The 23394-nt window shown below is 67.2% G+C and carries 20 protein-coding genes; 10 read left to right on the top strand and 10 right to left on the bottom strand.

All coding sequences use genetic code 11. From position 1 onward, the window contains the following. Positions 1-71: 71 nt before the first annotated feature. Entirely contained in the window at positions 72-3539 is a 3468-nt protein-coding gene (locus tag ABV518_RS03505) for a S41 family peptidase (protein ID WP_367765420.1), read from the bottom strand. 73 nt (positions 3540-3612) lie between these two features. Between ABV518_RS03505 and ABV518_RS03500 the strand changes: the two genes are divergently transcribed. Next, complete coding sequence (locus ABV518_RS03500) at positions 3613-4500, top strand: TIGR01777 family oxidoreductase (RefSeq protein ID WP_367765418.1); 888 nt, start codon at positions 3613-3615, stop codon at positions 4498-4500. Between the two features lie 62 nt (positions 4501-4562). Here ABV518_RS03500 and ABV518_RS03495 read toward each other — a convergent pair whose 3' ends face one another. Next, complete coding sequence (locus ABV518_RS03495; protein ID WP_367765417.1) at positions 4563-6347, bottom strand: serine/threonine protein kinase; 1785 nt, start codon at positions 6345-6347, stop codon at positions 4563-4565. 144 nt (positions 6348-6491) lie between these two features. On the opposite strand from ABV518_RS03495, the gene lipB reads away from it, so the two are divergent. The 4 genes from lipB (at position 6492) to ABV518_RS03475 (ending at position 9445) form a co-directional block, all read left to right on the top strand. Then, the gene (gene lipB, locus ABV518_RS03490) at positions 6492-7160 is read left to right on the top strand and encodes a lipoyl(octanoyl) transferase LipB (RefSeq protein WP_367765416.1); all 669 of its coding nucleotides are present in this window, start codon (positions 6492-6494) and stop codon (positions 7158-7160) included. Then, the gene (lipA, locus tag ABV518_RS03485) at positions 7157-8164 is read left to right on the top strand and encodes a lipoyl synthase (RefSeq protein WP_367765415.1); all 1008 of its coding nucleotides are present in this window, start codon (positions 7157-7159) and stop codon (positions 8162-8164) included. Before lipB ends, lipA begins: the two co-directional genes overlap by 4 nt. Positions 8165-8250: 86 nt before the next feature. Continuing rightward, positions 8251-9003 (top strand): DUF4191 domain-containing protein, encoded by a 753-nt coding sequence (locus tag ABV518_RS03480; RefSeq protein ID WP_367765413.1) that lies wholly within the window; start codon positions 8251-8253, stop codon positions 9001-9003. 100 nt (positions 9004-9103) lie between these two features. Further along, positions 9104-9445: a DUF3817 domain-containing protein gene (locus ABV518_RS03475; protein WP_367765412.1), complete on the top strand. Its 342-nt coding sequence runs from the start codon at positions 9104-9106 to the stop codon at positions 9443-9445. Positions 9446-9456: 11 nt separating this feature from the next. Here ABV518_RS03475 and ABV518_RS03470 read toward each other — a convergent pair whose 3' ends face one another. Then, positions 9457-9894 carry an RDD family protein gene (locus tag ABV518_RS03470; RefSeq protein WP_367765411.1) on the bottom strand — a complete coding sequence of 146 codons (438 nt, stop codon included), beginning with the start codon at positions 9892-9894 and terminating at the stop codon, positions 9457-9459. A 260-nt stretch (positions 9895-10154) separates the two neighbouring features. Between ABV518_RS03470 and glnA (ABV518_RS03465) the strand changes: the two genes are divergently transcribed. Then, the gene (glnA, locus tag ABV518_RS03465; protein ID WP_131134232.1) at positions 10155-11579 is read left to right on the top strand and encodes a type I glutamate--ammonia ligase; all 1425 of its coding nucleotides are present in this window, start codon (positions 10155-10157) and stop codon (positions 11577-11579) included. A 221-nt stretch (positions 11580-11800) separates the two neighbouring features. On the opposite strand, the gene ABV518_RS03460 is transcribed toward glnA (ABV518_RS03465), so the two are convergent. The 4 genes from ABV518_RS03460 to glnA (ABV518_RS03445) form a co-directional block, all read right to left on the bottom strand. After that, positions 11801-12361, bottom strand: a complete 561-nt coding sequence (locus ABV518_RS03460) for a GNAT family N-acetyltransferase (RefSeq protein ID WP_367765409.1) — start codon at positions 12359-12361, stop codon at positions 11801-11803. A gap of 5 nt (positions 12362-12366) precedes the next feature. Further along, entirely contained in the window at positions 12367-12810 is a 444-nt protein-coding gene (locus ABV518_RS03455; protein WP_367765408.1) for a VOC family protein, read from the bottom strand. A gap of 63 nt (positions 12811-12873) precedes the next feature. Then, positions 12874-15885, bottom strand: a complete 3012-nt coding sequence (locus ABV518_RS03450) for a bifunctional [glutamine synthetase] adenylyltransferase/[glutamine synthetase]-adenylyl-L-tyrosine phosphorylase (RefSeq protein WP_367765407.1) — start codon at positions 15883-15885, stop codon at positions 12874-12876. Positions 15886-15894: 9 nt separating this feature from the next. After that, the gene (gene glnA / locus ABV518_RS03445; RefSeq protein ID WP_310164672.1) at positions 15895-17235 is read right to left on the bottom strand and encodes a type I glutamate--ammonia ligase; all 1341 of its coding nucleotides are present in this window, start codon (positions 17233-17235) and stop codon (positions 15895-15897) included. Positions 17236-17499: 264 nt separating this feature from the next. Here glnA (ABV518_RS03445) and panB point away from each other — a divergent pair, with 264 nt between their 5' ends. After that, positions 17500-18405 carry a 3-methyl-2-oxobutanoate hydroxymethyltransferase gene (gene panB / locus ABV518_RS03440; protein WP_367765406.1) on the top strand — a complete coding sequence of 302 codons (906 nt, stop codon included), beginning with the start codon at positions 17500-17502 and terminating at the stop codon, positions 18403-18405. Positions 18406-18443: 38 nt separating this feature from the next. Here panB and ABV518_RS03435 read toward each other — a convergent pair whose 3' ends face one another. Further along, positions 18444-18608, bottom strand: a complete 165-nt coding sequence (locus tag ABV518_RS03435) for an SPOR domain-containing protein (RefSeq protein WP_367765405.1) — start codon at positions 18606-18608, stop codon at positions 18444-18446. Positions 18609-18741: 133 nt separating this feature from the next. Here ABV518_RS03435 and map point away from each other — a divergent pair, with 133 nt between their 5' ends. The 3 genes from map to ABV518_RS03420 all read left to right on the top strand — a co-directional run bounded on the left by map (position 18742) and on the right by ABV518_RS03420 (position 21266). After that, on the top strand, positions 18742-19620 hold the full coding sequence (gene map / locus ABV518_RS03430; RefSeq protein WP_367765404.1) for a type I methionyl aminopeptidase: 879 nt from the start codon (positions 18742-18744) through the stop codon (positions 19618-19620). A gap of 72 nt (positions 19621-19692) precedes the next feature. Then, on the top strand, positions 19693-20496 hold the full coding sequence (gene ppgK / locus ABV518_RS03425) for a polyphosphate--glucose phosphotransferase (RefSeq protein WP_310164678.1): 804 nt from the start codon (positions 19693-19695) through the stop codon (positions 20494-20496). Between the two features lie 35 nt (positions 20497-20531). Next, positions 20532-21266: an SDR family oxidoreductase gene (locus ABV518_RS03420; protein ID WP_367765742.1), complete on the top strand. Its 735-nt coding sequence runs from the start codon at positions 20532-20534 to the stop codon at positions 21264-21266. An 82-nt stretch (positions 21267-21348) separates the two neighbouring features. Here ABV518_RS03420 and nrdR read toward each other — a convergent pair whose 3' ends face one another. Continuing rightward, the gene (nrdR, locus tag ABV518_RS03415; protein WP_367765403.1) at positions 21349-21864 is read right to left on the bottom strand and encodes a transcriptional regulator NrdR; all 516 of its coding nucleotides are present in this window, start codon (positions 21862-21864) and stop codon (positions 21349-21351) included. Between the two features lie 151 nt (positions 21865-22015). Next, positions 22016-23392 carry a histidinol dehydrogenase gene (gene hisD / locus ABV518_RS03410; RefSeq protein ID WP_367765402.1) on the bottom strand — a complete coding sequence of 459 codons (1377 nt, stop codon included), beginning with the start codon at positions 23390-23392 and terminating at the stop codon, positions 22016-22018. Positions 23393-23394 lie beyond the last annotated feature (2 nt).

Raw genomic sequence — 23394 nt, 5'->3', positions numbered from 1 at the left:
CTCCCGCCGGATTACCGGCAGGATCAGGGCCTATTGCGTTCCCGCAGCCTTTTGGGGCTCCGGGCGGGGCGTCAGTCGCCGTGCCGCCGCGCGGGCAACGGAGCGGGCTTGAGCCGGCGGTAGCCTTCGCGGACGGGCGGGCGGTCCGTGGGCAGTTCCTGGACCATCTCCTTCAGTGCGCCGATCCCGTATTCCAGCTGGGGATCCTGGCCGGCCGCATACGCGTGCGGCGGGTAGGCCACCTCGATATCCGGGTCCACACCGTAGTTTTCGACGCTCCAGCCCACACCTCCGCCGAACCAGGTGGCGTACCGGGGCTGGGTCACGCCGGTGCCGTCCGCAAGTGAGTACCTGTTGTCGATCCCGACGACGCCGCCCCAGGTGCGAGTACCGATCACCGGGCCGATGCCGCGGAGTTTCGAGACCTGGGTGATGATGTCGCCGTCGGACCCGGCGAATTCATCAGCGAGGACAATCACCGGTCCGCGCGGGGCGTGGTGCGGGTAGGTGCGGGGCGCCTCGCCGCGGGGCATGCTCCAGCCGGTGACCTTGCGGCCGATCAGTTCCGCAACCAGCTGGGACGTGTGCCCGCCGCGGTTGCGCCTGACGTCCACGATCAGCCCGTCCAGCGCCGTTTCGGTGTCGAGGTCCCGGTGCAGCTGGGCCCAGCCGTTGGCCATCATGTCCGGAATGTGCAGGTAGCCGAACGCACCGCCCGATGCCTCGCGCACCGTACGCCGGTTCGCGGCAACCCATTCCTGGTAGCGCAGCCGCTCCTCGTCCTTGACCGGGACCACGGCGATGCGCCGCTGGATCCCGGCGTCAGGGCCGTGGCCGGGACCGTTGCTGAGCGTGAGCTCAACGGCGCGGCCCGCCGCGCCCACCAGCTGCATGGCCGGCGTCACCGTTGCGGAGAGCGGGACCCCGTCGATGGCCAGCAGCAGGTCCCCCGCCTTGGCGCCGGCGCCGGGGCGGGTCAGCGGGGACGTTGCCAACGGATCCGAGGACTCGCCGGCCAGGATCCGGGTGATCTCCCATCCGGCGGCCGTGAAGGCAAGGTCGGCGCCCAGGCGCCCCTGGCCGTTGCTGCCGTTCTCCGTCACCGCGGCAGGCCGGACGTACGCGTGCGACGTCCCCAGCTCGCCGTGAAGTTCCCAGAGCAGGTCCACGAGGTCGTCATGGGAGCCAAGCCGGTCCACGAGGGGGCGGTAGCGCTTATGGACCGAGTCCCAGTCCTGGCCCGCCATGTCTTCGGCCCAGAAAAAGTCGCGCTGCAGGCGCCAGGCTTCGTCGAACGCCTGGCCCCAGACGCTGAGCGGGTCCATCATCACCCGGATGCGGCCCAGGTCCACCTTGACCAGCTGCCCGGACTCCTCGTCGGCCTTCGCACCCGACGGGACGACGCTGACCTTCTTGTCGCGGACCAGGACAACCTTCTTGCCATCCCCCGAAAGCCGGTAGCTGTCCAGGGCGTCCACCAGGGTCACCGCTTTCCGGCGGGCAAGGTCGAAGCGGACCAGGCTGGGCGGCGTGTCCTTGTCCTCCTGGCTGGCCTTGCCGTCGCCGGTGACACCGGTGAGGGCCCAATCCAGCCAGAGGAGGGCGCCGTCCGCGGCCCGGAGCGAGGAGTAGTTGCCCTGCGGGACCGGCACGCCAATGACCCGGTGTGCCAGGCCTTCCGCATCTACCCGTACTTCCGGGACGCCGGCGGGGTCCGTGCCCTCCGGCTCAACGGCTGCGCCGTCCAGGTCGATGGCCGGGCCAAACGGGGACGGAGTATCGGCGGCCAGGGCCACCAGGTAGGGCTTGATGGGGCTGGGGAACGACAGGTCGAAGGAGTGGCCGTCGTACACCGGGTCGAAGCTGCGGTTGGAGAGGAAGGCAAGGAACTTGCCGTCCGGCGTGAAGCTGGGCGATTTGTCGCAGAACCGGCCGTCAGTGACCTCAACCACCGCGGCTTCCTTGGCTCCGGTCTGGACCAGCCGAAGCCTGCTGCGCGAACCGAACGACGTGACAGGTTCAGACCAGGCCAGCCACCGTGAATCGGCTGACCAGCTCAGTTCCGAAATGGTGCCCTCGCCGATGCTGGCCACGAGGGAGAGTTCACCGGTGGCGGTGTCCGCGACGTAGACGTCGCCGAAGGACGTACCCACTGCAAGCCACCGGCCGTCGGGGCTCGCTTCCATGGAGCTGGCGCGGGCGGGCTTGGAGAACGCGATGCGAGTGGGTGCCGTGCCCGTGGTGGGTTCCGCCGTCCCGTCAGCAACGGGTGCGACGTCGGCGCGTGAGTCATCGCCCACCGGGGCTGTGACCGGCGCGGCCGGGGCTGCCGCGGCGGCCGTGCCTGCTGCCGGCACCGGCCGCGGCAGCGCAGCCACGTCATCGTCGGCAGGCGCGTCAGCAGGCACCGGTGCGGGTGCCACGTCAGCTGCCGGGGCCAGGCCGGGTACCGGCGCAGCGATCTCCTTGATGTACAGCGCCTCGACGCCGTCGTGATCGGCGATGTACGCGAGGCGTCCGCCGTGGAGCGGCCTGGGGAGCCGTGCGCGGACTCCGGGCGCGGCCTCAACCACGCGGGAGGGACCGTCCTTGTGGCGGAGCCAGTGGATGGTGCCGTGGGCCTCGACGGCGCTGGCGGAGCCGGTCGCATCCGGAACCACCGCCCCGAGGTGCTTCTCTGTCTTCAGCAGGGCGGGGCGCCGGGACTGGGAGGCCGAGCCGAGGGAGATGTCCAGCCGCACGGCGTCCGAACGCAGGTCGTGGAGGACCCAGAGTTCGCCTGCGGACTCGAACACGATCCGCTGCCCGTCGGTGGCTGCATGCCGGACGTAGAAGTCCTCATGGTCGGTGTGCCTGCGCAGGTCGCCGCCGCCCGGCAGGACCGAGTAAAGGTTCCCGAACCCTTCGTGGTCGGACAGGAAGGCAATCCGCCCGTCCACCCACATGGGATCGGTGAGGTTGCCGTCCAGCTCCGGGACCAGGCGTTCGAACTCCCCGTTGCCATCGGAATCGATCCAGAGCTTTCCTGCGGTGCCGCCGCGGTAGCGCTTCCACCAGGCCGGCTCGCGGGACAGGACGCTGGCAAGGACTACGGGGCGTTCGTCGCCGACTTCAGGCCCGAAGGCCACTGATTCCACCGGGCCGAACGGCAGCTCCTCGGCCCAGCCGCCGTCCACCGGAACGCTGTAGGCGTACGTGTGCCGGCTCTCGGCCTGGCGGAAGGCGCTGGTGACCAGTGCTGCGCCGCCGGCGGTAAATCCCTTCACCCGGGTGCTGGCGTGGCCGAAGTAGGTCAGCTGGCGGTAGCCGCCGCCGTCCACCTCCGCTGTCACTACCTCGGGCGCCGTCCCTTGGACGACGGTCCAGACCAGCCGCTTGCCGTCCGGCGTGAAGCGGGGGTTGCGGGCGGGGAGCTGGAGGGAGGAGACACGCCATGCCCGTCCTCCGCCAAGGGGCGCGATCCAGACGTCGTCCTCGGCCACGAAGGTGACCAGATCGCCGTGCACATGCGGGAATCGGAAGTAGCTCGAAGAGGTCATCAGTCGATCATAGTCAACTCACCGGGCCCCCTGGCGGAGGTGCCGCGGGATGCCGGGCATGGTGAGATGGATCATGCGCATCGTCATTGCCGGGGCCTCCGGGCTCATTGGAACCCACCTGTCCGCCGCCCTGAAGCATGCCGGCCACGAGGTGGTCACCCTGGTCCGGCGCGCACCCTCTTCGACGGCGGAAATCGGCTGGGATCCGTCGGCCCGCCGCCTCGACCCGGCCGCCCTGGCCGGTGCCGGCGCCGTGATCAACCTCTCCGGGGCGGGCATCGGTGACCGGCCGTGGACCCGCCGCCGGATTGAGGAACTGTTCAGATCCCGACTGGACGCCACCGGAACGCTGACGCATGCGATGCACCAGCTTGATGTCCCGCCGCCCACCTTCATCAGCCAGTCCGCGTCCGGATACTACGGCGACGCCGGAAGCACGGTGCTCAACGAGGACACAAAAGCCGGAACCGGCATCCTCTCCAGGCTGTGCGTCGAATGGGAGGCAGCCGCGCATGCTGCTCCCGCGGGCGTGCGCGTGGTGACGCCACGCACCGGTGTGGTTTTCAGCCGCTCGGGCGGGGCCTTGGGCAGGCTCCTCCCCCTGCTCCGCTGCGGGATCGGCGGTCCGCTGGGCCACGGCGGGCAGTACTGGCCGTGGGTGACGCTGCCCGATGTTTCCTCGGCGTTCCAGTTCCTGGTCGAGTCGCAGCACACAGGACCGGTCAATGTCTGCGCCCCCGAAAGCGCTGACGTTAATTCCCTGATCTCAGCACTGGCGGCTGCCCTGCATCGTCCGGCCATCCTGCGGGTGCCGGCACCGGTCCTGAGGCTGGTCCTGGGGAAGCTGGCCGATGAGCTGCTGTTGCCAAGCCAGCGTATGGACCCGAAAATCCTGGCCGATGCCGGGTTCGGCTGGGAGCACGCCTCGGTGGCGCGTGCGGCAGCGTGGATAGCGTCCTGACCTCGTCTGCAGGGCCTCCGGACCGGGATCTTCGACTTGGCACGCCCGCACTGGGTGCCCGGTCACGGCCCCGGAAGAATCTCGGCAACCCGCCATTTGCCGTCCACCTGCACCAGCACGAGCCGGAGTTGCTGTGGCGGGGCGGCGAGGCCCGTGGCCACCAGCCCTCCTGAGCGGTCGTGTTCCTCATAGGCTGATGCCGCCGAGGTGACTGCTACCACCGCCCGGCTTTCGTCGTTGTCGGGTTGGACGCTCACGTCGGTCAGGATGCTCGCGAAGCCGGCCAGGACATGGCCGGATTCACGGAGCGGGCCGGCGATGCGCCCGTCCGCGGCGGACGCCGTCGAGCCTTGCACATTGACCTGGTCCAGCAGGTCCAGCTGCCCCGAGCTGAAGGCCAGCGAGCGCAGCGAGGCGAGGCCCTGGACGGCCTCAGCCGGGTCCGCCGAGCCCAGCTGCGCCGTTACCGTGTCCGGGATCCGGACGTCGGCCAGCCCGGCGCTCCGGCTCTCCTGGGCCCGGCTGCCCTGGCTCTGGCTGTCCCCACTGCCCGCCAGCACGTGGTCCGGACCAGCCGGCGCCGTACCGCCCGGGACAGCGAACCACCACGCTGCCGCCAGGACCGCAAGCAACGCCGTGGCGGAAAGGACCCGCGACCCGTTCACGGGCCGCCGTCGGGCTGGCCGAACATGCCGGCCGCCCGGCCGTGCCGGTTCTGCGCCTGCAGTGTTTCCGCCGGCTGGTGGCGGATCTGTGCTGATGTGAGGTGCAGTGCCTGACGCTGCGCCGCTGATCCGCGGCGGGCGTTCCGCTCCGCCGTCGCCGTCGCCGTCGCCGGGAAAGGGCAGCACCTGCCGGGCGCCGATGACACCGGACCAGCGGGAGGTGGACATCCGCCGCCGCCACGCATGAAGCGACTCCCGTACCCCGGAGCCTGAACGCTCGGGAAGCGGACGGCGCGTCAGGAGTTCCGGCAGCACCGTTGGGTGCGCTGATCCGGCCAGGTCAACAGGGAGCGGGGCGGCACTGCGGTAGACCGCGGCGGCCAGCTCTACGGCCGTGGGCCTGAGCCGCCGGTCTTCGTTGAGGCCTGCCTCCAGGGCTGCGGCGAGTTCCGCCGGAACGCCCGGAAGGATCAGCGGCAGCGGCGGCCGGTCCGACGTCCGGCCGGGGATATCCCCGGTGAGGCAGTACCAGCCCAGCGCGGCAACGGAATAGACGTCCCGCTCGGGTTGCAGCCCTGCCCGCACCGCATCCACCGGCGCCGGATCCATGAATCCCCGGGTGCCGTGGCCCGGCACGGCAGCGACGTCCCCTACCATCCGGGCAATGCCGACGTCGGCCAGCAACGGTTTGCCGTGGCTGGTGAACAGCACATTGCCCGGTGACACATCCGAGTGGGTAAAGCCGTTGGCATGCAGGTACCCCAGTACCTGGGCAATCGGCGTCAGTACCGTCACCGTCTCGCCGATGCTGAGCTTTCCACGGCTGGCCACGAGCTGGGCCAGGGAGCCGCCTGGCGCATAGTCCACCAACAGCCCGAGTCCGTCGCGGGAGCCCACCACGATGCGGAGCACGTCGTGGGCCTTCACGAGGTGCTGGTGGTCCAGCGCGGACAGGATCCGGATTTCCCGCCGGACGCCACTTTCGACGGCGGCGTCCGGCGCGGCGTCCGGCGCGTTGTCCGGCGCCGAACCCGGCGGCGGGGCCCCGGGCACAAAACACTTCAGGGCAAAGTCCGTGCCCGTGCGCTCATTGGTCACAAGCCAGACGGTGGAGCTCCCGCCCCGGCCCAGCTCGCGTCCCACGGTATAGCCGGGCACCTCCGGAACTGCTGAATCAGCCATGGCTTATGTCTAGCGGAATCCGGCCGGCGCCGCAGAAGTTATCCACAGGCGGGAGCCGGACCGGGCCAGCACCTGCGTGCTGCGGCGATGAGAGCTTGGACACTAAATCGGGAGCAGCGCTGGCCGGGGTCTAAGCTGGATGCCATGACTCTTGAGTTTTCCACGCTGGGTCTTGCACCGGATTTCGTTGATTACATGTTGGGCTGGGACCGCCAGCGCGAACTCCATGACAAAGTAGTCGCTGCCGAGGCGCCCAGCACAGTCCTCATCCTTGAACACGCCGCTGTCTACACTGCCGGCAAACTCACCGAAGAACACGAGCGCCCGATGGACGGCACGCCCGTCGTGGCAGTGGACCGCGGCGGCAAACTCACCTGGCACGGCCCAGGCCAGCTGATCGCCTATCCAATCCTCAAGCTGAAGAACAGGTCAGGCATCCGCGACTACGTGGAACGGCTCGAAGCCGTCATGATCGCCGTCATAGCTGACTACGGCATCAAGGCTGAGCGCATCAAGGGACGCGCCGGGGTGTGGATCAAGGCTGACGGCAAGGGCCCGGACCGGAAGATCGCCGCCATCGGGATCCGCGTCCTGGACGGGGTCACAATGCACGGGATCGCCATCAACTGCAACAATGATCTGGCACCCTATGCCCAGATCATTGCCTGCGGCATCACCGACGCCGGCGTCACCACGATGTCCATCGAAGCCGGCAAAAACATCGCCCCCGGCGATATCGCGGACCGGCTCGCGGAAGAATTCCGCAAGCACGAAGAAGCACTCGTATCAAGCCCCGAAGGAGCTCTACTGTGACACTGGCACCAGAAGGCCGGAAGATGCTGCGCATTGAGCAGCGAAATGCGGCCACTCCGGTGGAGCGCAAGCCGGATTGGATCAAGGCCAAGGTCCAGATGGGCCCGGAATTCGTCCAGCTCAAGAACCTGGTCAAAAAGGAAGGCCTCCACACGGTGTGTGAAGAGGCCGGCTGCCCCAACATCTTCGAATGCTGGGAAGACAAGGAAGCCACCTTCCTCATCGGCGGTTCCGAGTGCACGCGCCGTTGCGACTTCTGCCAGATCGATACGGGCAAGCCCTCCCCCGTGGACATGTTCGAACCCACCAAGGTGGCCCGCTCCGTCCAGGCGATGCAGCTGCGCTACGCCACCGTTACGGGTGTGGCCCGCGACGACCTCGCCGACGAGGGTGTCTGGCTCTATGCCGAGACGGTCCGCAAGATCCACGAGCTCAACCCGGGTACCGGCGTCGAGCTCCTGATCCCTGACTTCTCCGGCAAGCCCGAGCACATCGAGGCGATCTGCGATTCCAAACCTGAGGTCTTCGCGCACAACGTCGAAACCGTGCCGCGGATCTTCAAGCGCATCCGTCCGGCCTTCCGCTACGACCGCTCCCTGGACGTCATCACCCAGGGCCGGAACCTGGGCATGGTGACCAAGTCCAACCTGATCCTGGGCATGGGCGAAACCCGTGAGGAAATCTCCGAGGCGCTCCGGGACCTGCACGAGGCGGGCTGCGACCTGATCACCATTACCCAGTACCTGCGCCCCTCCGAACGCCACCTCCCGGTGGACCGCTGGGTCAAGCCGCAGGAATTCGTGGACCTCCAGAACGAGGCCGACGAGATCGGATTCCTCGGTGTTATGTCAGGACCGCTGGTCCGCTCCTCCTACCGTGCCGGACGCCTCTGGGCCACCGCAATGCGCAAGAAGGGCTGGGAAATCCCCGCCGAACTCGCGCACATCGAGTCTTCAGGCACCACCCGCCAGGAAGCCAGCTCGCTGCTCGCAACGCATTCCTGACCACACAGCTGGAGTGCCTGAGGGCCGGCACCGGGTGTTATCCGGCGTCCGGCCCTCAGGCATAAATCACGTAGAATTAAGGCACTATGGCGAAATCCCCTGATTCCAGCAACTCCACTCCGGCGGCCTCAGACGCCCCGAAGCGTGGCCTCTTCTCGCGCAAGCCAAAAGAAGCGAAGGTCAAGAAGCCCAGCCGGCTCAAGCAGATCGGCGAAGTCTTCAACATGACCCGCCGCCACGACCCCATGGTCCCGTGGCTGATGCTGCTGGTGTTCCTGGGCGTTGTGGCCGTCAGCTTCCTGGTGGGCTTCTGGCTGGACAACTGGATTACCGGCCTGATCATCGGCATTCCGCTGGGCCTGCTCGGGGCAACCCTCATCCTGTCCCGGCGCGCAGAACGGGCAGCCTTTGCCCAGATCGAAAACCAGCCGGGTGCCTCCGGCGCGGCTTTGGGCACACTGAAGCGCGGCTGGATCACCGAGGACCAGCCCGTCGCGGTGAACCCCCGCACCCAGGACGCCGTGTTCCGCGCCATCGGCCGCCCGGGCGTTGTCCTGGTCAGCGAGGGCCCCAGCCACCGGGTCAAGCCGCTGGTTGAAGCCGAGCGCAAGCGCCTCGCACGGATCCTGCCGAACGTCACGGTCCACGTGATCGAGAGCGGCCGCGGCGAGGGCCAGGTCCCCATCAGCCAGGTGGCCAAGAACATGGGCAAGCTGAAAAAGGAACTCACCAAGCTTGAGGTCAACGCCGTGTCCAAGCGGATTTCCTCTCTGGGCAAGGGCCTCCCTATCCCCAAGGGCATCGACCCCTACAAAGCGCGTCCCAACCGCGGACGCTAGGACACATGGAGCCGTCCCGGTTCCGGCCCAGGCCGGCACCGGGACGGTTTTCATTTGGGCGCCTGGCCGCCACCAACACAGAGATTGGAAATCAATGAACATGCCGCTGAAAACCGTCGTCATCCGCGCTTTCCGGATCCTCGCGGTCGCCGAGGCCTTCAGCTGGGCGGCGCTGCTGACCGGCATGTATTTCAAGTGGATCGCCAAGACAACCGAGCTGGGTGTGGAGATCGCCGGACCCATCCACGGTGCGCTCTTCGTCGGCTACGGACTTGCTGCACTCGCGCTGTGGCGGATCCAGCGCTGGCCGTTCGGAGTGGCGTTTTTTGCCGGCGTATCAGCCGTCTTCCCGTTCGCCTTTGAACGCTGGGCCGGAAAGCGCGGCTACCTCACCGAGGGCGCCCGCCCACGCGCCGACGCGAAGGAAACGGCGGGGGTCTAGGGTACGTTCGGCTATCGCCGGATCAGGACCGTGTTCATTGCCTTGTCGTGAAGGCCGCGGTGGTCAGGATCGAAGATGACGGCCGGAATCACCAGGCACAGGAGCAGCGCCCGCACCACGGCTGCCAGCGGACCTGCCGGGCCACCGCCCAGGCGCACCACGTGGATTCCCACGAGCCGGTGGCCGATGCTGTAGCCAAGTGTGCCCACAAGCAGGATCTGCTCTGCCGCAAACACGGCCAGGTTGGCCCAGGAATCGCCGCCGAACGCCAGGTTGCTGATCAGCAGGGCAATCCCCCAGTCCACCATGATCGCCACAATGCGCCGCCCTGCCCGTGCAATGGAGCCGGGACCGGACTCGGGCAACCCGAGCCGCTCCCCCGGGTATTTGGAAATACCCGATGTATCCGGTCCGCTGAGCCAGGAGCCAATGTCTTTGCGATCTACCACCGTCCAAGCTTACCGACTCACCAACGTTCATACTGTGGAACCCGTTAGACCACAGTATGGACACGGGATAGCGTTGCTATATCAGGGCATTCTGTAACCTGCCCGAAACAATGTGGACATGGACGGGAAATGCCGTGTCCATAGGCTGGGTGCAGTTTCAAGCAATTCCACTGAGCAGGGAAACTGCGTTTCCCTGCCTTTCGGATTGCGCTGGATCAGATGGCTTGCAGCCAGATATTACATATGCGTTAGGAGCATAGATGTTCAAGAATGCGGACGAAGTCCTCAAGTTCATCAAGGACGAAGATATTAAATTCGTCGATATCCGCTTCACCGACCTCCCGGGCGTCCAGCAGCACTTCAACGTGCCGGCCAAGAGCGTTGACGCAGACTTCTTCGTCAACGGCCAGCTCTTCGACGGATCTTCCATCCGCGGCTTCCAGGGCATCGCCGAGTCTGACATGCAGCTGATCCCGGACGTCACCACCGCATTCCTGGACACCTTCCGCATGGAAAAGACGCTGGCGCTGAACTTCTCCATCGTGAACCCGCGCACCGGCGACCCGTACCACCGCGACCCGCGTGGCGTTGCTGAGAAGGCTGAAGCCTACCTCGCATCCACTGGCATCGCCGACACCGCGTTCTTCGCACCTGAGGCCGAGTTCTTCGTCTTCGACAACGTCCAGTACGAGTCCTCACCGCAGGGCAGCTTCTACAAGATCGACTCCGAAGAAGCTCACTGGAACACCGGCCGCCAGGAAGAAGGCGGAAACCTGGGCTACAAGACCCCCGTCAAGGGCGGTTACTTCCCGGTCTCCCCCACCGACAAGCAGGCCGACCTGCGCGACGCCATGTGTGTTGCCCTGGACGAGGCCGGCCTTGAGGTTGAGCGCAGCCACCACGAAGTCGGCTCCGCCGGCCAGGCTGAAATCAACTACAAGTTCACCACTCTGACCCACGCCGCTGATGACCTGCAGAAGTTCAAGTACGTCATCAAGAACACGGCCGACGCCTGGGGCAAGTCCGTGACGTTCATGCCGAAACCGGTCTTCGGTGACAACGGCTCGGGCATGCACTGCCACCAGTCGCTGTGGACCAACGGCGAGCCGCTGTTCTACGACGAGAAGGGCTACGCCGGCCTGTCCGACACCGCCCGCTGGTACATCGGTGGCCTGCTGAAGCACTCCTCCGCAGTGCTGGCATTCACCAACCCGACGGTCAACTCCTACCGCCGCCTGGTCAAGGGCTTCGAAGCCCCCGTGAACATGGTTTACTCGCAGGGCAACCGCTCCGCCGGTATCCGCATCCCGATCACGGGTTCCAACCCCAAGGCCAAGCGCATCGAGTTCCGCGCACCGGACCCCTCCTCCAACCCGTACCTGGCATTCGCTGCCCAGCTGATGGCCGGCATTGACGGCATCCGCAACCGCATCGAACCCCCGGCTCCCATCGACAAGGACCTCTACGAGCTCCCTGCCGAGGAAGCCAAGGACATCCCCAAGGCTCCGGGCACGCTCGAGGAGGCCCTGACGGCACTGGCCGAGGACAACGAGTTCCTGCAGGCCGGCGGCGTCTTCACCCAGGACCTGATCGACACCTGGATCGAGTACAAGTACGAGAACGAAATCAAGCCGCTCTCGCTGCGCCCGAACCCGTACGAGTTCGAGCTCTACTACGGCGTCTAGCATTATCGTCGGCTGAACACCTTTCAGTCCACACAGGTCCGCCCGGGCCGCCAGCTCTTACGCTGGCGGCCCGGGCGGACTTTTTGTGGCCAAAGGTGGAGGCTGACTCCAGACGTGCTGAGACCGGGAGCCAGCCCCCTGGCATGTGCTCCCCGAGACGAAGACTTTTCAAGCCTTCCCCCCAACAAGGTTTGAAGAACACCGCCAATCCACATGATCTGTCAATGTGGCGCCCGAGGCAATGGCAAACCGCCGGGCTGATCCTGTGTGAAGCTGCAGAACATGGTCCGCTGCGGCCCGGAACTGCCACCGAGATACTGTCCCCGGTCCACAAACCCGGCCTTTCCGTAGGCGGCCAGCCCTGCCGGGTTACGCTCGTTGACTGAAAGTACGACGCCGGCCTCGCCGCTTGAGTGCCTTGCCGTCAGTTTCGCGGCGGCTTCCACGGCCGCTGCCGCCGCGAGCCGGCCCAATCCCGTGCCCTGCCGCCGCCGGTCGATGAGGAAGCCCCGCAGGAGCCACGCGGAATCGTCGTCTGGCCAGCCTGCCAGCCTGGCGGCGCCTGCCTGAAGTGTCAGCACGCCCACTGCCTCCCCGCCGGCCTCGATGACATACGGCCGCCGCTTCTGCTCCGCGAGACCGGCCAGTGCCATCCGCAGCGGATCGCCGACGAAGTCTGACTGTCCCGGCGCCAGTTCCAACAGGGCAACCGCGCCGAGCTGGATGGCGCATGCGTCCGGTCCAAGGTCGTCAAGGGCAATCAGCCAGACTGACTGCTCCACGCCGCTCAGCTGGCTGGCGCTTCGGCGCCCCCGGCCGGGCTGCCGTCTGCCGGCGGGCCTGCAGGGTCCATCCACATGACCTCCCAAAGGTGTCCGTCAGGATCCTGGAAGCTGTGGTTATACATAAAGCCGTAGTCCTGCACTTCCTGGGACGGGGTGCCGCCGGCGGCGAGGGCTTTGCGTACGGTTTCGTCCACAGCGTCCCTGCTGTCCACGGAAAAGGCCAGGATCGCCTCCGTGGAAGCGGTGGCATCGGCCACGTCCTTGGAGGTAAAGGTCTTGAAGAAGCCTTCCACGAGCAGCATGACAAAGGCGTCGTCGTTGATGATCATGCAGGTGGCGTTTTCGTCGGTGTAGTCCGGGTTGAAGGAGAAGCCGAGGGCGGTGAAGAAGTCCACCGACCTCTTCAAATCCTTTACGGGCAGGTTGAGGTAGATTTGCTTAGCCATGGGCCCAAGGTAGCACCGGGCCGCCGAGGGTGTCAGCCGGCCCGGCCGGCCAGCCCAGGCCTGCTAGTGGCCGTAGAAGACCTTTTCGAAGACGGCGCGGGCGCGCCTGCTCAGGCGGAGGTAGTCCTCCTCGAGGGCGCCGGCCTGGCCGGGTTCGTACCCGCACCAGCGGGCGACCGCTTCGAGGTCGCGCCGCGACGACGGCAGCAGGTCTGATGCCCGGCCGCTCCAGATGACGTTGGCGGACCTGATCCTGCTGGCCAGGCGCCACGCGGCGGCCAGCAGCTCGGCATCACGCTTCTCCAGGAGCTGCAGGGCTGCCGCCGCGTCGAGGGCCTCCACGGTGGAGGTGGTGCGCAGCTCCGGATGTTTGCCCGCGTGCTGGAGCTGGATCAGCTGGACCAGCCATTCGACGTCGCTCAGGCCCCCGCGTCCCAGTTTCAGGTGGCGGGCGGGATCGGCCCCGCGCGGCAGCCGCTCCGATTCCACCCGCGCCTTGACGCGGCGGACTTCCCGGACGTCCTGTTCGGAGATCGTTTCCGGGTACCGGATGGGGTCGATCAGCTCCAGGAAGTCCCTGGCGAGCCCGTCGTCGCCGGCCATTGGCCGGGCCCGGAGCAGCGCCTGCGCTTCCCAGATCAGGGACCAGCGGCGGTAGTACTCCGCGAAGGAATCCAGCGACCGGACCATCGCGCCGTTTTTCCCCTCCGGCCGCAGGTCGGCATCGACCTGGAGGACCCGTTCGGCCATGATGGCCGGCTTCAGCGGCTGGGTGAGGAGGCTGGAGACCTTGGTGACAATCCTGGCCGCCTGGGCCTGGGCCTCCTCCTCCGTGTAGCCCGGCAATGCCCGGTGCACGTACATCACGTCGGCGTCGGAGCCGTAGCCGATCTCGCGCCCGCCCTGGCGGCCCATGGCCACGATCAGCACCGCGGTCTTCAGCGGCTCCTTGGCGGACACCAGGCCTTCGGCCACGCGCAGGGCCCCGAGTACGGCGGCGCGGTCCGTGTCCGCCAGGGCGGCTCCCACCTGGTCCTGGCCCAGCAGCCCGGCGGAGTCCGCGATGGCGATCCTGAGGATCTCCCGCCGCCTGATCAGCCGGATGAGGCGCATGGCGTTTTCCGGGTCTGAATGGCGTGACATCTTGGAGGTGATTTCCTGCCACTGGGCTTCGAAGCTGATCGGTGCGAGCTCCTTGTCCTGGCCCAGCCATGCCACCGATTCGGGCGACACCTCCAGCAGGTCCGAGATCAGCCTGGAGTTGGACAGGACGTGGCACAGCCGTTCGGCCGCGGCCGTGGAGTCACGCAGCATGCCGAGGTACCAGTGGGTGGTGCCCAGGGTTTCGCTGACGCGGCGGAAGGCGAGCAGGCCGGCGTCGGGATCAACGCCTTCGGCGAGCCAGTCCAGCAGGATGGGCAGCAGCTGCCGCTGCAGCGCGGCCCGCCGGCTGACCCCGGCGGTGAGCGCCTCGATGTGGCGCATGGCGCCCTGCGGGTCTCCGTAGCCCAGCGCGGCAAGCCGGCCCTGGGCGGCCTCGGGGGTGAGCCTGGCGTCTTCGCTGCTGAGCTTGGCTGCGGTGTTGAGCAGCGGCCGGTAGAAGATGCGTTCGTGCAGTTCCCGTACCGAGCGTTTGGTCTTCTGCCAGGCGGACAGCAGGGCGTCCGGGTGCGGCCGTTCGTTGGAGAACGGTCCGAGCACGGCCTTGGCGAGGGCGCGCAGCGCTGCGTCGGTGACTGGCATGAGGTGGGTCCGCCGGAGCTGGAACAACTGGATCCGGTGCTCGAGGAGCCGCAGGTACCGGTAGGCGTGGTCGAATCCGGCGGCGTCGGACCGGCCGATGTAGCCGCCGGCCGAGAGTGCGGCGATGGCGGACGTGGTGTCCTTGCGCCGGAGGGATTCGTCGGACTTGCCGTGGACCAGCTGCAGCAGCTGGACCGTGAACTCGACATCACGGAGCCCGCCGCGCCCGAGTTTGATCTGCCGTTGTTCCTCGGCGGCCGGAATGTGTTCCGTAACCCGGCGCCGCATGGCCTGCACCGACTCCACAAACCCTTCGCGTCCTGCGGAATTCCAGATCAGCGGCGCGATGGCCTCTTCGTAGCGGCGGCCCAGTGCCATGTCGCCGGCGATGGTGCGGGCCTTCAGGAGCGCCTGGAACTCCCAGCTTTCCGCCCAGCGGGCGTAGTAGCTTTCGTGCGACGGCAGCGTCCGCACCAGGGGCCCGGACTTGCCTTCCGGGCGCAGGTTCGCGTCCACTTCCCACAGCCCCGGCTCGCGGGCGATCGACGAAATGGCCCGCGAGATGCCGCTGGCGAGGGCGGTGCCGATGGTGTTGGCCCGCGCATCATCGAGCTCGGCGGAGTCGATCACGTAGATCACGTCGACGTCGGAAATGTAGTTCAGTTCGCGGGCGCCGCACTTGCCCATCCCGATGACGGCAAGGCCGACGTCCGCGACGTCGGCTGCGCCGAACTGCTCGGCCGCCTCGGCGCGCGACACCGCCAGGGCAGCTTCCACGGCGGCACCGGCCAGGTCAGCCAGCTCGGCCCCGACGGCGGGCATGAAGTCCAGCGGGTCGGCGGCGCACAGGTCCTTAACGGCCAGGTCCACCACACCGCGGCGGTAGGCGGTACGTAGGGAAACGTACGCTTCCGTTCCGGTGACTCCCGCGACCGGCCTCGCCGACCGGGGATCCGCCTGGACGGATTTCAGCAGGGCGGCCCGGAGCTGGTCCGGATCCGCCTGCAGCGGTTCCGGACTTGCCCTGACGTCAAAGGCATCGAGGTGCTCCGGATGCCGGATAAGGAACTCACCCAGGGCTTCGGAAGCACCCAGGACCCGGTACAGCGGCTCGCTGGTCTCCGGATCGGCCGCCGCAAGCTCCCGGAGCGCCGGATGCTTTTCGATCAGCCGGACCAGGGACTGCAGGGCAGTGTCCGGGTTCGCCGCCATCTGCAGGCCGGCGAACAGTTTGTCCTGGTCCAGGCCGTGCAGTTCCCGGGCAGCGAGGAACCGCTCGCCCTTCTCCAGGTCGCTGAAGCCGGCCGAGATCAGGCGGCGGGCAAGGCTCACCGCCGCAGCCTAGAGGATGCCGAGGTTGCGCTGCAGCTCGTAGGGCGTCACCTGGAGCCGGTAGTCCTGCCATTCGGCACGCTTGTTGCGCAGGAAGTGTTCGAACACCTGCTCGCCGAGGATCTGCGGCATCAGCTCGGACTCCTCCATGGAACGGATGGCGTCGTGGAGGCTGGCGGGCAGGGGGTCGTGGCCCATGGCACGGCGCTCGGCGGAGCTCAGCGACCAGACGTCGTCCTCGGCGGCCGCGGGCAGGTCGTAACCCTCTTCGATCCCCTTCAGGCCGGCCCCCAGCAGGACCGCGTACGCCAGGTAGGGGTTCGCGGCGGAGTCAATGCCCCGGTATTCGATCCGGGCGGACTGGCCCTTGCCGGGCTTGTACAGCGGGACCCGGACCAGGGCCGAACGGTTGTTGTGGCCCCAGCTGAGGTAGCTGGGGGCTTCCCCGCCGCCCCAGAGGCGCTTGTAGGAGTTGACGAACTGGTTGGTCACCGCCGTGAATTCGGGGGCGTGCTTGAGGATGCCGGCGATGAACTGCCGCGCTGTGGTGGACAGCTGGAATTCGGTGCCCGCTTCATAAAACGCATTGGTGTCACCCTCGAACAGCGAGAAGTGGGTGTGCATGCCGGAGCCGGGGTGGGCCGTGAAGGGCTTGGGCATAAACGTGGCGTACGTGCCCTGCTGGAGGGCAACTTCCTTGATCACGGTGCGGAACGTCATGATGTTGTCCGCCGTCTGGAGCGCGTCCGCGTACCGGAGGTCGATTTCGTTCTGGCCGGGACCGGCTTCGTGGTGGCTGAACTCCACGGAGATGCCCACGGATTCAAGCATGGTCACGGCGGTACGCCGGAAGTCCTGTGCCACGCCGCCGGGCACGTGGTCGAAGTAGCCGCCTTCGTCAACGGGTACCGGCGCGCCGTCCGGGCCCGGTTCCTGGGACTTGAGGAGGTAGAACTCGATCTCCGGGTGGGTGTAGCAGGTGAAGCCCATGTCGGCGGCCTTGGCCAGGGTGCGCTTGAGGACGTTGCGGGGGTCCGCGGCGGACGGTTCGCCGTCCGGGGTCAGGATGTCGCAGAACATCCTGGACGTCTGTTCGGTCTCGCCGCGCCACGGCAGGATCTGGAACGTGGAGGGGTCCGGCTGGGCCAGCATGTCGGATTCGAACACGCGGGCGAGGCCCTCGATGGCGGAGCCGTCAAAGCCCAGGCCCTCCTCAAAAGCACCTTCAACCTCGGCGGGGGCAAGCGCCACCGATTTGAGTGAACCCACGACGTCGGTGAACCACAGGCGTACAAACCGTACGTCGCGCTCTTCGATAGTGCGCAGGACAAACTCTTGCTGGCGGTCCATGATGGCCTCTTCTCCGGTCAACGTCCATGCCCCGGGTCCGCAGTTCAGGAAGCCGGCAGCAGTTCACAAACACTTTACTAAGCAATTGCCGCCGATGCGGGAGCCTGCGCCCCGCGTAACACAGCGTTTACACCACAGGAACGGCAGCGGCGCCGGACGGGTCGGCTGCAGGCGGCCCGCGGGGCGGACCAATATGACGCGAATCACCTGTCCGGCGCCACCGGCCGGTAGCTAGGACGGCGGCTGCCGCACTACGCTCTTGCCATGGCCTCAAGCAATAGCTCTGACTCTCGCGCGTCCGCTGAAGTACCCGCACCGTACGGAACCGGGCCCACCCCGGCGCAGGCGCCGTCGTCGGACGCCGCTCCCAAGCCTGCCCCCAGGGTCCGCATCCACCACCTCCAGCAGGCCAAGCGCGACGGCACAAAGTTCGCCATGCTGACCGCGTATGAACAGTACACAGCGGAGATCTTCGACCAGGCAGGCATCGAGGTGCTGCTGGTGGGCGATTCCGCGTCCAACAACGTCTTCGGCAACGAGACCAGCCTGCCCGTCACCGTCGACGAACTCCTTCCGCTGTGCCGCGCCGTGGCACGGTCCGCGAAGCGGGCCCTGGTCGTGGCGGACCTCCCGTTCGGCAGCTACGAAGTGTCCGCGCAGCAGGCCGTGGCTACCGGCGTCCGCTTCCTGAAGGAGGGCCTCGCGCACGCGGTGAAAATCGAAGGCGGCGCGTTCTACGCCGAAACGGTACGGGCCATGGTCCAGGCCGGGATCCCCGTGATGGCGCATATCGGTTTCACGCCGCAGAGCGAACACGCGCTGGGCGGGTACCGCGTCCAAGGCCGCGGCGACGACGCCCAGAGGCTGATTGACGACGCCGTGGCGCTGGCGGATGCGGGCGCGTTCAGCATCCTGATGGAAATGGTTCCTGCAGGGACAGCTGCCGCCGTCGACGCTGCCGTCAGTGTCCCCACCGTCGGCATCGGCGCCGGCAAGGAGACCACCGGGCAGGTGCTCGTGTGGCAGGACATGGCCGGCCTCCGTGGCGGCAGGATGGCGAAGTTCGTCAAACAGTACGCGGACCTCCGCGGCACGCTCAGCGATGCGGCGAAGGCTTACGGCGACGACGTCCGCTCAGGCCAGTTTCCCGGACCCGAGCACTCCTTCTAGGTTCCTCCGGGCTCCGCAAGCCAGGGGGCGGCCGGGCGTCAGTCCTCGTCGCCCTTTTCCCAGGCCTCGTTCCGTGCCTTGACCTTGTCCAGGGCGTGCTCCGCTTCCTCGCGTGTCTTGTAGGGGCCGATCAGCTGGGTCCAGTCTGAGAGCGCGTCCTCTTCCACCTCGTGGGTGTTGACGTTGTACCAGTACTCAGTCATTGTGGTTCCTCTTTCTGACGGCAGGGTTGCGGCTGCGGGTGCCGCCACGTGATCCACGTAACGTAAACACGTACGCGGGCCAGATGCGGCCTCCAGTTACTTGGCGTTCTGCGGTGCCTTATATGATCAATCTATGCCTTCCCTAGCCTCGACTGCACCCACCGGCACCCTCACCCCGGGAACCGTCAGCCCGCAGCTTCCCGTACCGGCGTCCATCCCCCGCCCCGAGTACGTGGGGAAGCCCGGCCCGGCAAAATTCACCGGCTCCGAGGTCAAGTCCGCCGAAACGGTGGAGAAGATCCGGATCGCGGGCAGGATCGCCGCGCAGGCCATCGTTGAGGTTGGCAAGCACATCACGCCGGGCGTCACCACGGACCAGCTGGATAGGGTTGGACACGAATTCCTCCTGGACCACAACGCGTACCCGTCGACGCTGGGCTACCGGGGATTCCCGAAGTCCCTGTGCTCGTCGCTGAACGAGGTTATCTGCCACGGGATCCCGGACAGCACCGTGGTCCAGGACGGCGACATCATCAACATCGACATCACGGCCTTCATCAACGGGGTCCACGGCGACACGAACTACACGTTCCTGGTGGGCGATGTCGACGAGGAATCGCGCCTCCTCGTCGAGCGCACGCAGGAGTCCCTGAACCGGGCCATCAAGGCAGTGGCCCCCGGCCGCGAAATCAACGTAATCGGCCGCGCCATCCAGTCCTACGCCAAACGCTTCGGCTACGGTGTGGTGCGGGACTTCACCGGCCACGGTGTTGGTGAAGCGTTCCACACCGGCCTGATCATTCCGCACTACGACGCCGCCCCGGCTTACAACACCGTGATCGAAGCCGGCATGGTCTTCACCATAGAACCCATGCTGACCCTGGGCACTGTGGATTGGGACATGTGGGCCGATGACTGGACCGTGGTCACCCGCGACCGCAAACGCACTGCCCAGTTCGAACACACCCTCCTGGTGACCGAGTCAGGCGCCGAAATCCTCACCCTGCCCTGACACGCCCCCTTTTTCAGGTCAGCCCCTCCGGCCGGCCTCCCCTGCCCGCCCACTGCCACGAACGGAATCACATTGGCCAAGAAGGACGAGAAGTCGCACAAGAACGCCCCGCTGATCGGCATCGACATCGGCGGCACGGGAATCAAGGGCGGCATTGTCGACCTGAAGAAGGGCAAGCTCCTCGGTGAGCGGTTCCGCGTGCCCACGCCGCAGCCCGCCACCCCCGAGGCCGTGGCCGAGGTCGTCGCGCAGGTAGTGGAGGAGCTCTCCTCCCGGCCCGACGCGCCCGCGGCCGGCTCCCCCGTTGGCGTCACGTTCCCCGGCATCATCCAGCACGGCGTGGTCCATTCCGCAGCCAACGTGGACAAGAGCTGGCTGAACACGGACATCGATTCACTCCTCACCGCGCGGCTTGGCCGCCCGGTGGAGGTCATCAACGACGCCGACGCCGCCGGCCTCGCCGAAGCACGCTACGGCGCAGGCAAGGGCGTGGAAGGAACCGTCCTGGTGATCACGCTGGGCACCGGCATCGGCTCGGCATTTATCTTCGACGGCCGCCTGGTCCCCAACGCGGAACTGGGACACCTCGAAATCGACGGCTTCGACGCCGAGACCAAGGCCTCGGCCGTGGCCCGTGAGCGCGACGGCCTGAGCTGGGAGGAATACAGCGTGCTGCTGCAGCGCTACTTCTCCCATGTTGAGTTCCTCTTCTCGCCCGAGCTGTTCATTGTGGGCGGCGGCATCTCCAAGCGCGCCGACGAGTACCTGCCCCACATGAAGCTCCGCACACCGATTGTGCCGGCCGAACTGAAGAACGAGGCGGGAATCGTCGGCGCCGCCATCGAGATCGCGCTGAAGCACAAGCTCTCCAAGTAGCGTTGGGTCTGCGGGCCGGGGATCGTCCCGGCGTGATGATCGTGACCGGCGCGAGCCGCGGCATCGGCGCGGCCATCGCCCGCCGCGCGGCCCTCGCCGGGCACACCGTCGTCGTGAACTATTCGGCGGACCGCTCCGGCGCCCGCGCGGTGGTGCAGTCCATTACGGACGACGGCGGCTCGGCCGTGGCTGTGCAGACGGACGTCAGCGACCCCGGGGCGGTCCGGGACATGTTCGACGCCGCCGCCCGGCTGGGTCCGCTCACGGCCGTTGTTAACAACGCCGGAACCACCGGGAACCTGATCGGCAACCTCACCGAGGTGCCGGCAGAAACTGTCCGGCGCGTGATGGACGTCAACGTAACCGGCCTCATCTACGTCTGCCAGGAGGCCGTCCGCCGCCTGCGTGCGGACGGGTCCGGCAGCGGCGGGTCCATCGTTAATATCTCCTCGACGGCCACCAAGGCGGGCTCGCCCGGGACGTGGGCCCACTACGCGGCGTCGAAAGGGGCCGTTGATGTCCTGACGGCGGGACTGGCAGCCGAGGTGGCGCCCCTGGGAATTCGGGTCAACTGCGTGGCTCCCGGGAGCACCAACACGGGTCTTCACGCGGCCGCCGGAATGCCCGACCGGGTCGAGCGCCTGAACCCGACCATACCGATGGGACGCGGCGCCGAGCCCGATGAGGTGGCGGCTGCCGTGATGTGGCTGATGTCCGCTGAAGCCGGCTACATCACCGGCGCCGTACTGCCGGTCTCAGGCGGCCGGTAACGGGCAACCGGGCCCGGCCTTACCGGGCAGCGAGCGGTGCCGGTGGTGACTGCGGCTTCCCCTCCGCTGCCACCACCGGAATCTACAGGGAGCTCTTCTCGGAGCTCGTGGCGCCCTTGGACGTGTCCGCCCCGGCGGTTTTCGCTTCCTGCTCCGACTCATGGCGGAGGAGGGAGATGGCCGTTTCGAAGTCCTCAAGGGATTCGAAGGCCTGGTACACGCTGGCGAAGCGAAGGTAGGCCACCTTGTCCAGCTTCTGCAGCGGGCCGAGGATCACCAGCCCCACCTCGTGGGCGTCGATTTCAGCAGCCCCGGAAGCCCGGATCTGCTCCTCGACCTCCTGCGCCAGGAGGGCGAGGTCGTCTTCGCTGACCGGCCGGCCCTGGCACGCCTTGCGCACACCGTTGATGACCTTGCTCCGGCTGAAGGGTTCGCCAACGCCCGACCGCTTGATGACCGAAAGGCTGGTGGTCTCCACGGTGGTGAACCGGCGTCCGCATTCGGGGCACTGGCGGCGGCGCCTGATGGCAGAACCGTCATCGGCCATGCGGCTGTCCACGACGCGGGAATCCGGGTTGCGGCAGAACGGACAGTACATGGCGTACCTCTCTCGCTCTCTCGGTCACAGGTTCTTCGGTGAATGGCGGCTTCCGCCTGAATTCTCCAGCTATCAGTCTACGACTACATGTAGCGTAATAACAAGCTTGTAATTACTACATGTAGTGCTTTTGGGCCCGCCTGCCGTGGGGTTAGGCTCGCCCGCCGAAGCGGGCTGTCACGGCTTCCCCGTGGGCCGGGAGGTCTTCGGCTCCGGAGAGGCTCACGATGTGTCCGCTGACCTCCTGCAGGGCCTCCCTGGTGTAGTTGATCACCTGGATGGCGCGCAGGAAAGTGGTCACGTTCAGGCCGGAGGAAAAAGCCGCCGTTCCGCTGGTGGGCAGGACGTGGTTGGAACCCGCGCAGTAGTCCCCCAGGCTGACGGGGCTGTAGTCGCCCACGAAGATGGCGCCGGCGTTCCGGATGCGGGCGGCCACCGCGGCAGCGTCCGCCGTCATGATTTCAAGGTGCTCGGCCGCGTAGGCGTCGCAGGCCGCGATGCCCTGCTCGAGGTCCTCCACCAGCACCACGCCGGACTGGGGGCCGGAGAGCGCTTCACGGACCCGTTCGGAGTGTTTGGTGGCCGCCGCCTGGCTGGTGAGCTGCGTCCGGACGGCGGCAGCGAGGTCCTCCGAATCCGTGATGAGGACCGACGCGGCCTTGGGATCGTGTTCAGCCTGGCTGATCAGGTCCGCGGCCACCAGGGCCGGCTGGGCCGTGGAGTCAGCCAGGATGGCAATTTCAGTCGTTCCCGCTTCCGAGTCGATGCCGACGACGCCCTTGACCAGCCGTTTGGCGGTGGCAACGAAGATGTTGCCCGGACCGGTAACAACGTCCACGGGCTCCAGCGCAGGCCCGGCCTCTGTGGCGTCCACGCCGTAGGCGAACGCCGCGATGGCCTGCGCCCCGCCGATGGCATAGACCTCACCGATGCCCAGCAGGGCGGCCGCGGCAAGGATGGTGGGGTGCGGAAGGCCGCCGAAGTCCTTCTGCGGAGGCGATGCCAGCGCAATGGACGCAACGCCGGCAGCAAGGGCGGGGACAACGTTCATGATCACCGAGGACGGGTACACGGCGAGGCCGCCGGGGACATACAGTCCCACCCGGGCCACGGGGACCCAGTTCTGGCTGACGAGGGCACCGTCCCCGAGTTCGACATCGATATTCCGTGGACGCTGGCTGTCAGCGAACCGCCGGGCACGGCTGATGGACTCCTCCAACGCCTTCCGCACGGCCGGGTCAAGTTCCGCCAGTGCGCGCGCCAGCTCTTCGGCCGGGACGCGGGGGTGGGCCTGGTCCACGCCGTCGAAGCGCTGTGCATAATCGGTGAGTGCTGCGTAGCCACGCCGGCGGACGTCGCCGATGATGTCCAGGACTTTCTGTTCAGCATCCGCCACCGTCTGGTGCTGGGCACGCGGAACGGCTGCGCGCAATCCGGCCAGCGTCAGGCCCTTGCCGCGGAGATCAACCGTGCGGAAGCTGACGGCTGTGGCAGGAGGGGTGGCAGGAAACTCAGGAGAAATGGTCACCG

Origin of the sequence: Arthrobacter sp. HS15c (assembly GCF_040812005.1) — a bacterium.
Lineage (GTDB): Bacteria > Actinomycetota > Actinomycetes > Actinomycetales > Micrococcaceae > Arthrobacter.
Note: the sequence above shows the minus strand (reverse complement) of the source record. Positions and strands in the feature narration are given on the sequence as shown.

Excerpts from the sequence above, each read along its gene's own strand:
- nrdR (WP_367765403.1), bottom strand. The coding sequence starts at position 21,864 with ATGTACTGTCCGTTCTGCCGCAACCCGGATTCCCGCGTCGTGGACAGC.
- ABV518_RS03420 (WP_367765742.1), top strand. The coding sequence starts at position 20,532 with ATGATCGTGACCGGCGCGAGCCGCGGCATCGGCGCGGCCATCGCCCGC.
- ABV518_RS03495 (WP_367765417.1), bottom strand. The coding sequence starts at position 6,347 with ATGGCTGATTCAGCAGTTCCGGAGGTGCCCGGCTATACCGTGGGACGC.
- ABV518_RS03455 (WP_367765408.1), bottom strand. The coding sequence starts at position 12,810 with ATGGCTAAGCAAATCTACCTCAACCTGCCCGTAAAGGATTTGAAGAGG.
- panB (WP_367765406.1), top strand. The coding sequence starts at position 17,500 with ATGGCCTCAAGCAATAGCTCTGACTCTCGCGCGTCCGCTGAAGTACCC.
- map (WP_367765404.1), top strand. The coding sequence starts at position 18,742 with ATGCCTTCCCTAGCCTCGACTGCACCCACCGGCACCCTCACCCCGGGA.
- glnA (WP_310164672.1), bottom strand. The coding sequence starts at position 17,235 with ATGGACCGCCAGCAAGAGTTTGTCCTGCGCACTATCGAAGAGCGCGAC.
- lipB (WP_367765416.1), top strand. The coding sequence starts at position 6,492 with ATGACTCTTGAGTTTTCCACGCTGGGTCTTGCACCGGATTTCGTTGAT.
- ABV518_RS03505 (WP_367765420.1), bottom strand. The coding sequence starts at position 3,539 with ATGACCTCTTCGAGCTACTTCCGATTCCCGCATGTGCACGGCGATCTG.
- ABV518_RS03435 (WP_367765405.1), bottom strand. The coding sequence starts at position 18,608 with ATGACTGAGTACTGGTACAACGTCAACACCCACGAGGTGGAAGAGGAC.
- ABV518_RS03475 (WP_367765412.1), top strand. The coding sequence starts at position 9,104 with ATGCCGCTGAAAACCGTCGTCATCCGCGCTTTCCGGATCCTCGCGGTC.
- ABV518_RS03500 (WP_367765418.1), top strand. The coding sequence starts at position 3,613 with ATGCGCATCGTCATTGCCGGGGCCTCCGGGCTCATTGGAACCCACCTG.
- glnA (WP_131134232.1), top strand. The coding sequence starts at position 10,155 with ATGTTCAAGAATGCGGACGAAGTCCTCAAGTTCATCAAGGACGAAGAT.
- ABV518_RS03480 (WP_367765413.1), top strand. The coding sequence starts at position 8,251 with ATGGCGAAATCCCCTGATTCCAGCAACTCCACTCCGGCGGCCTCAGAC.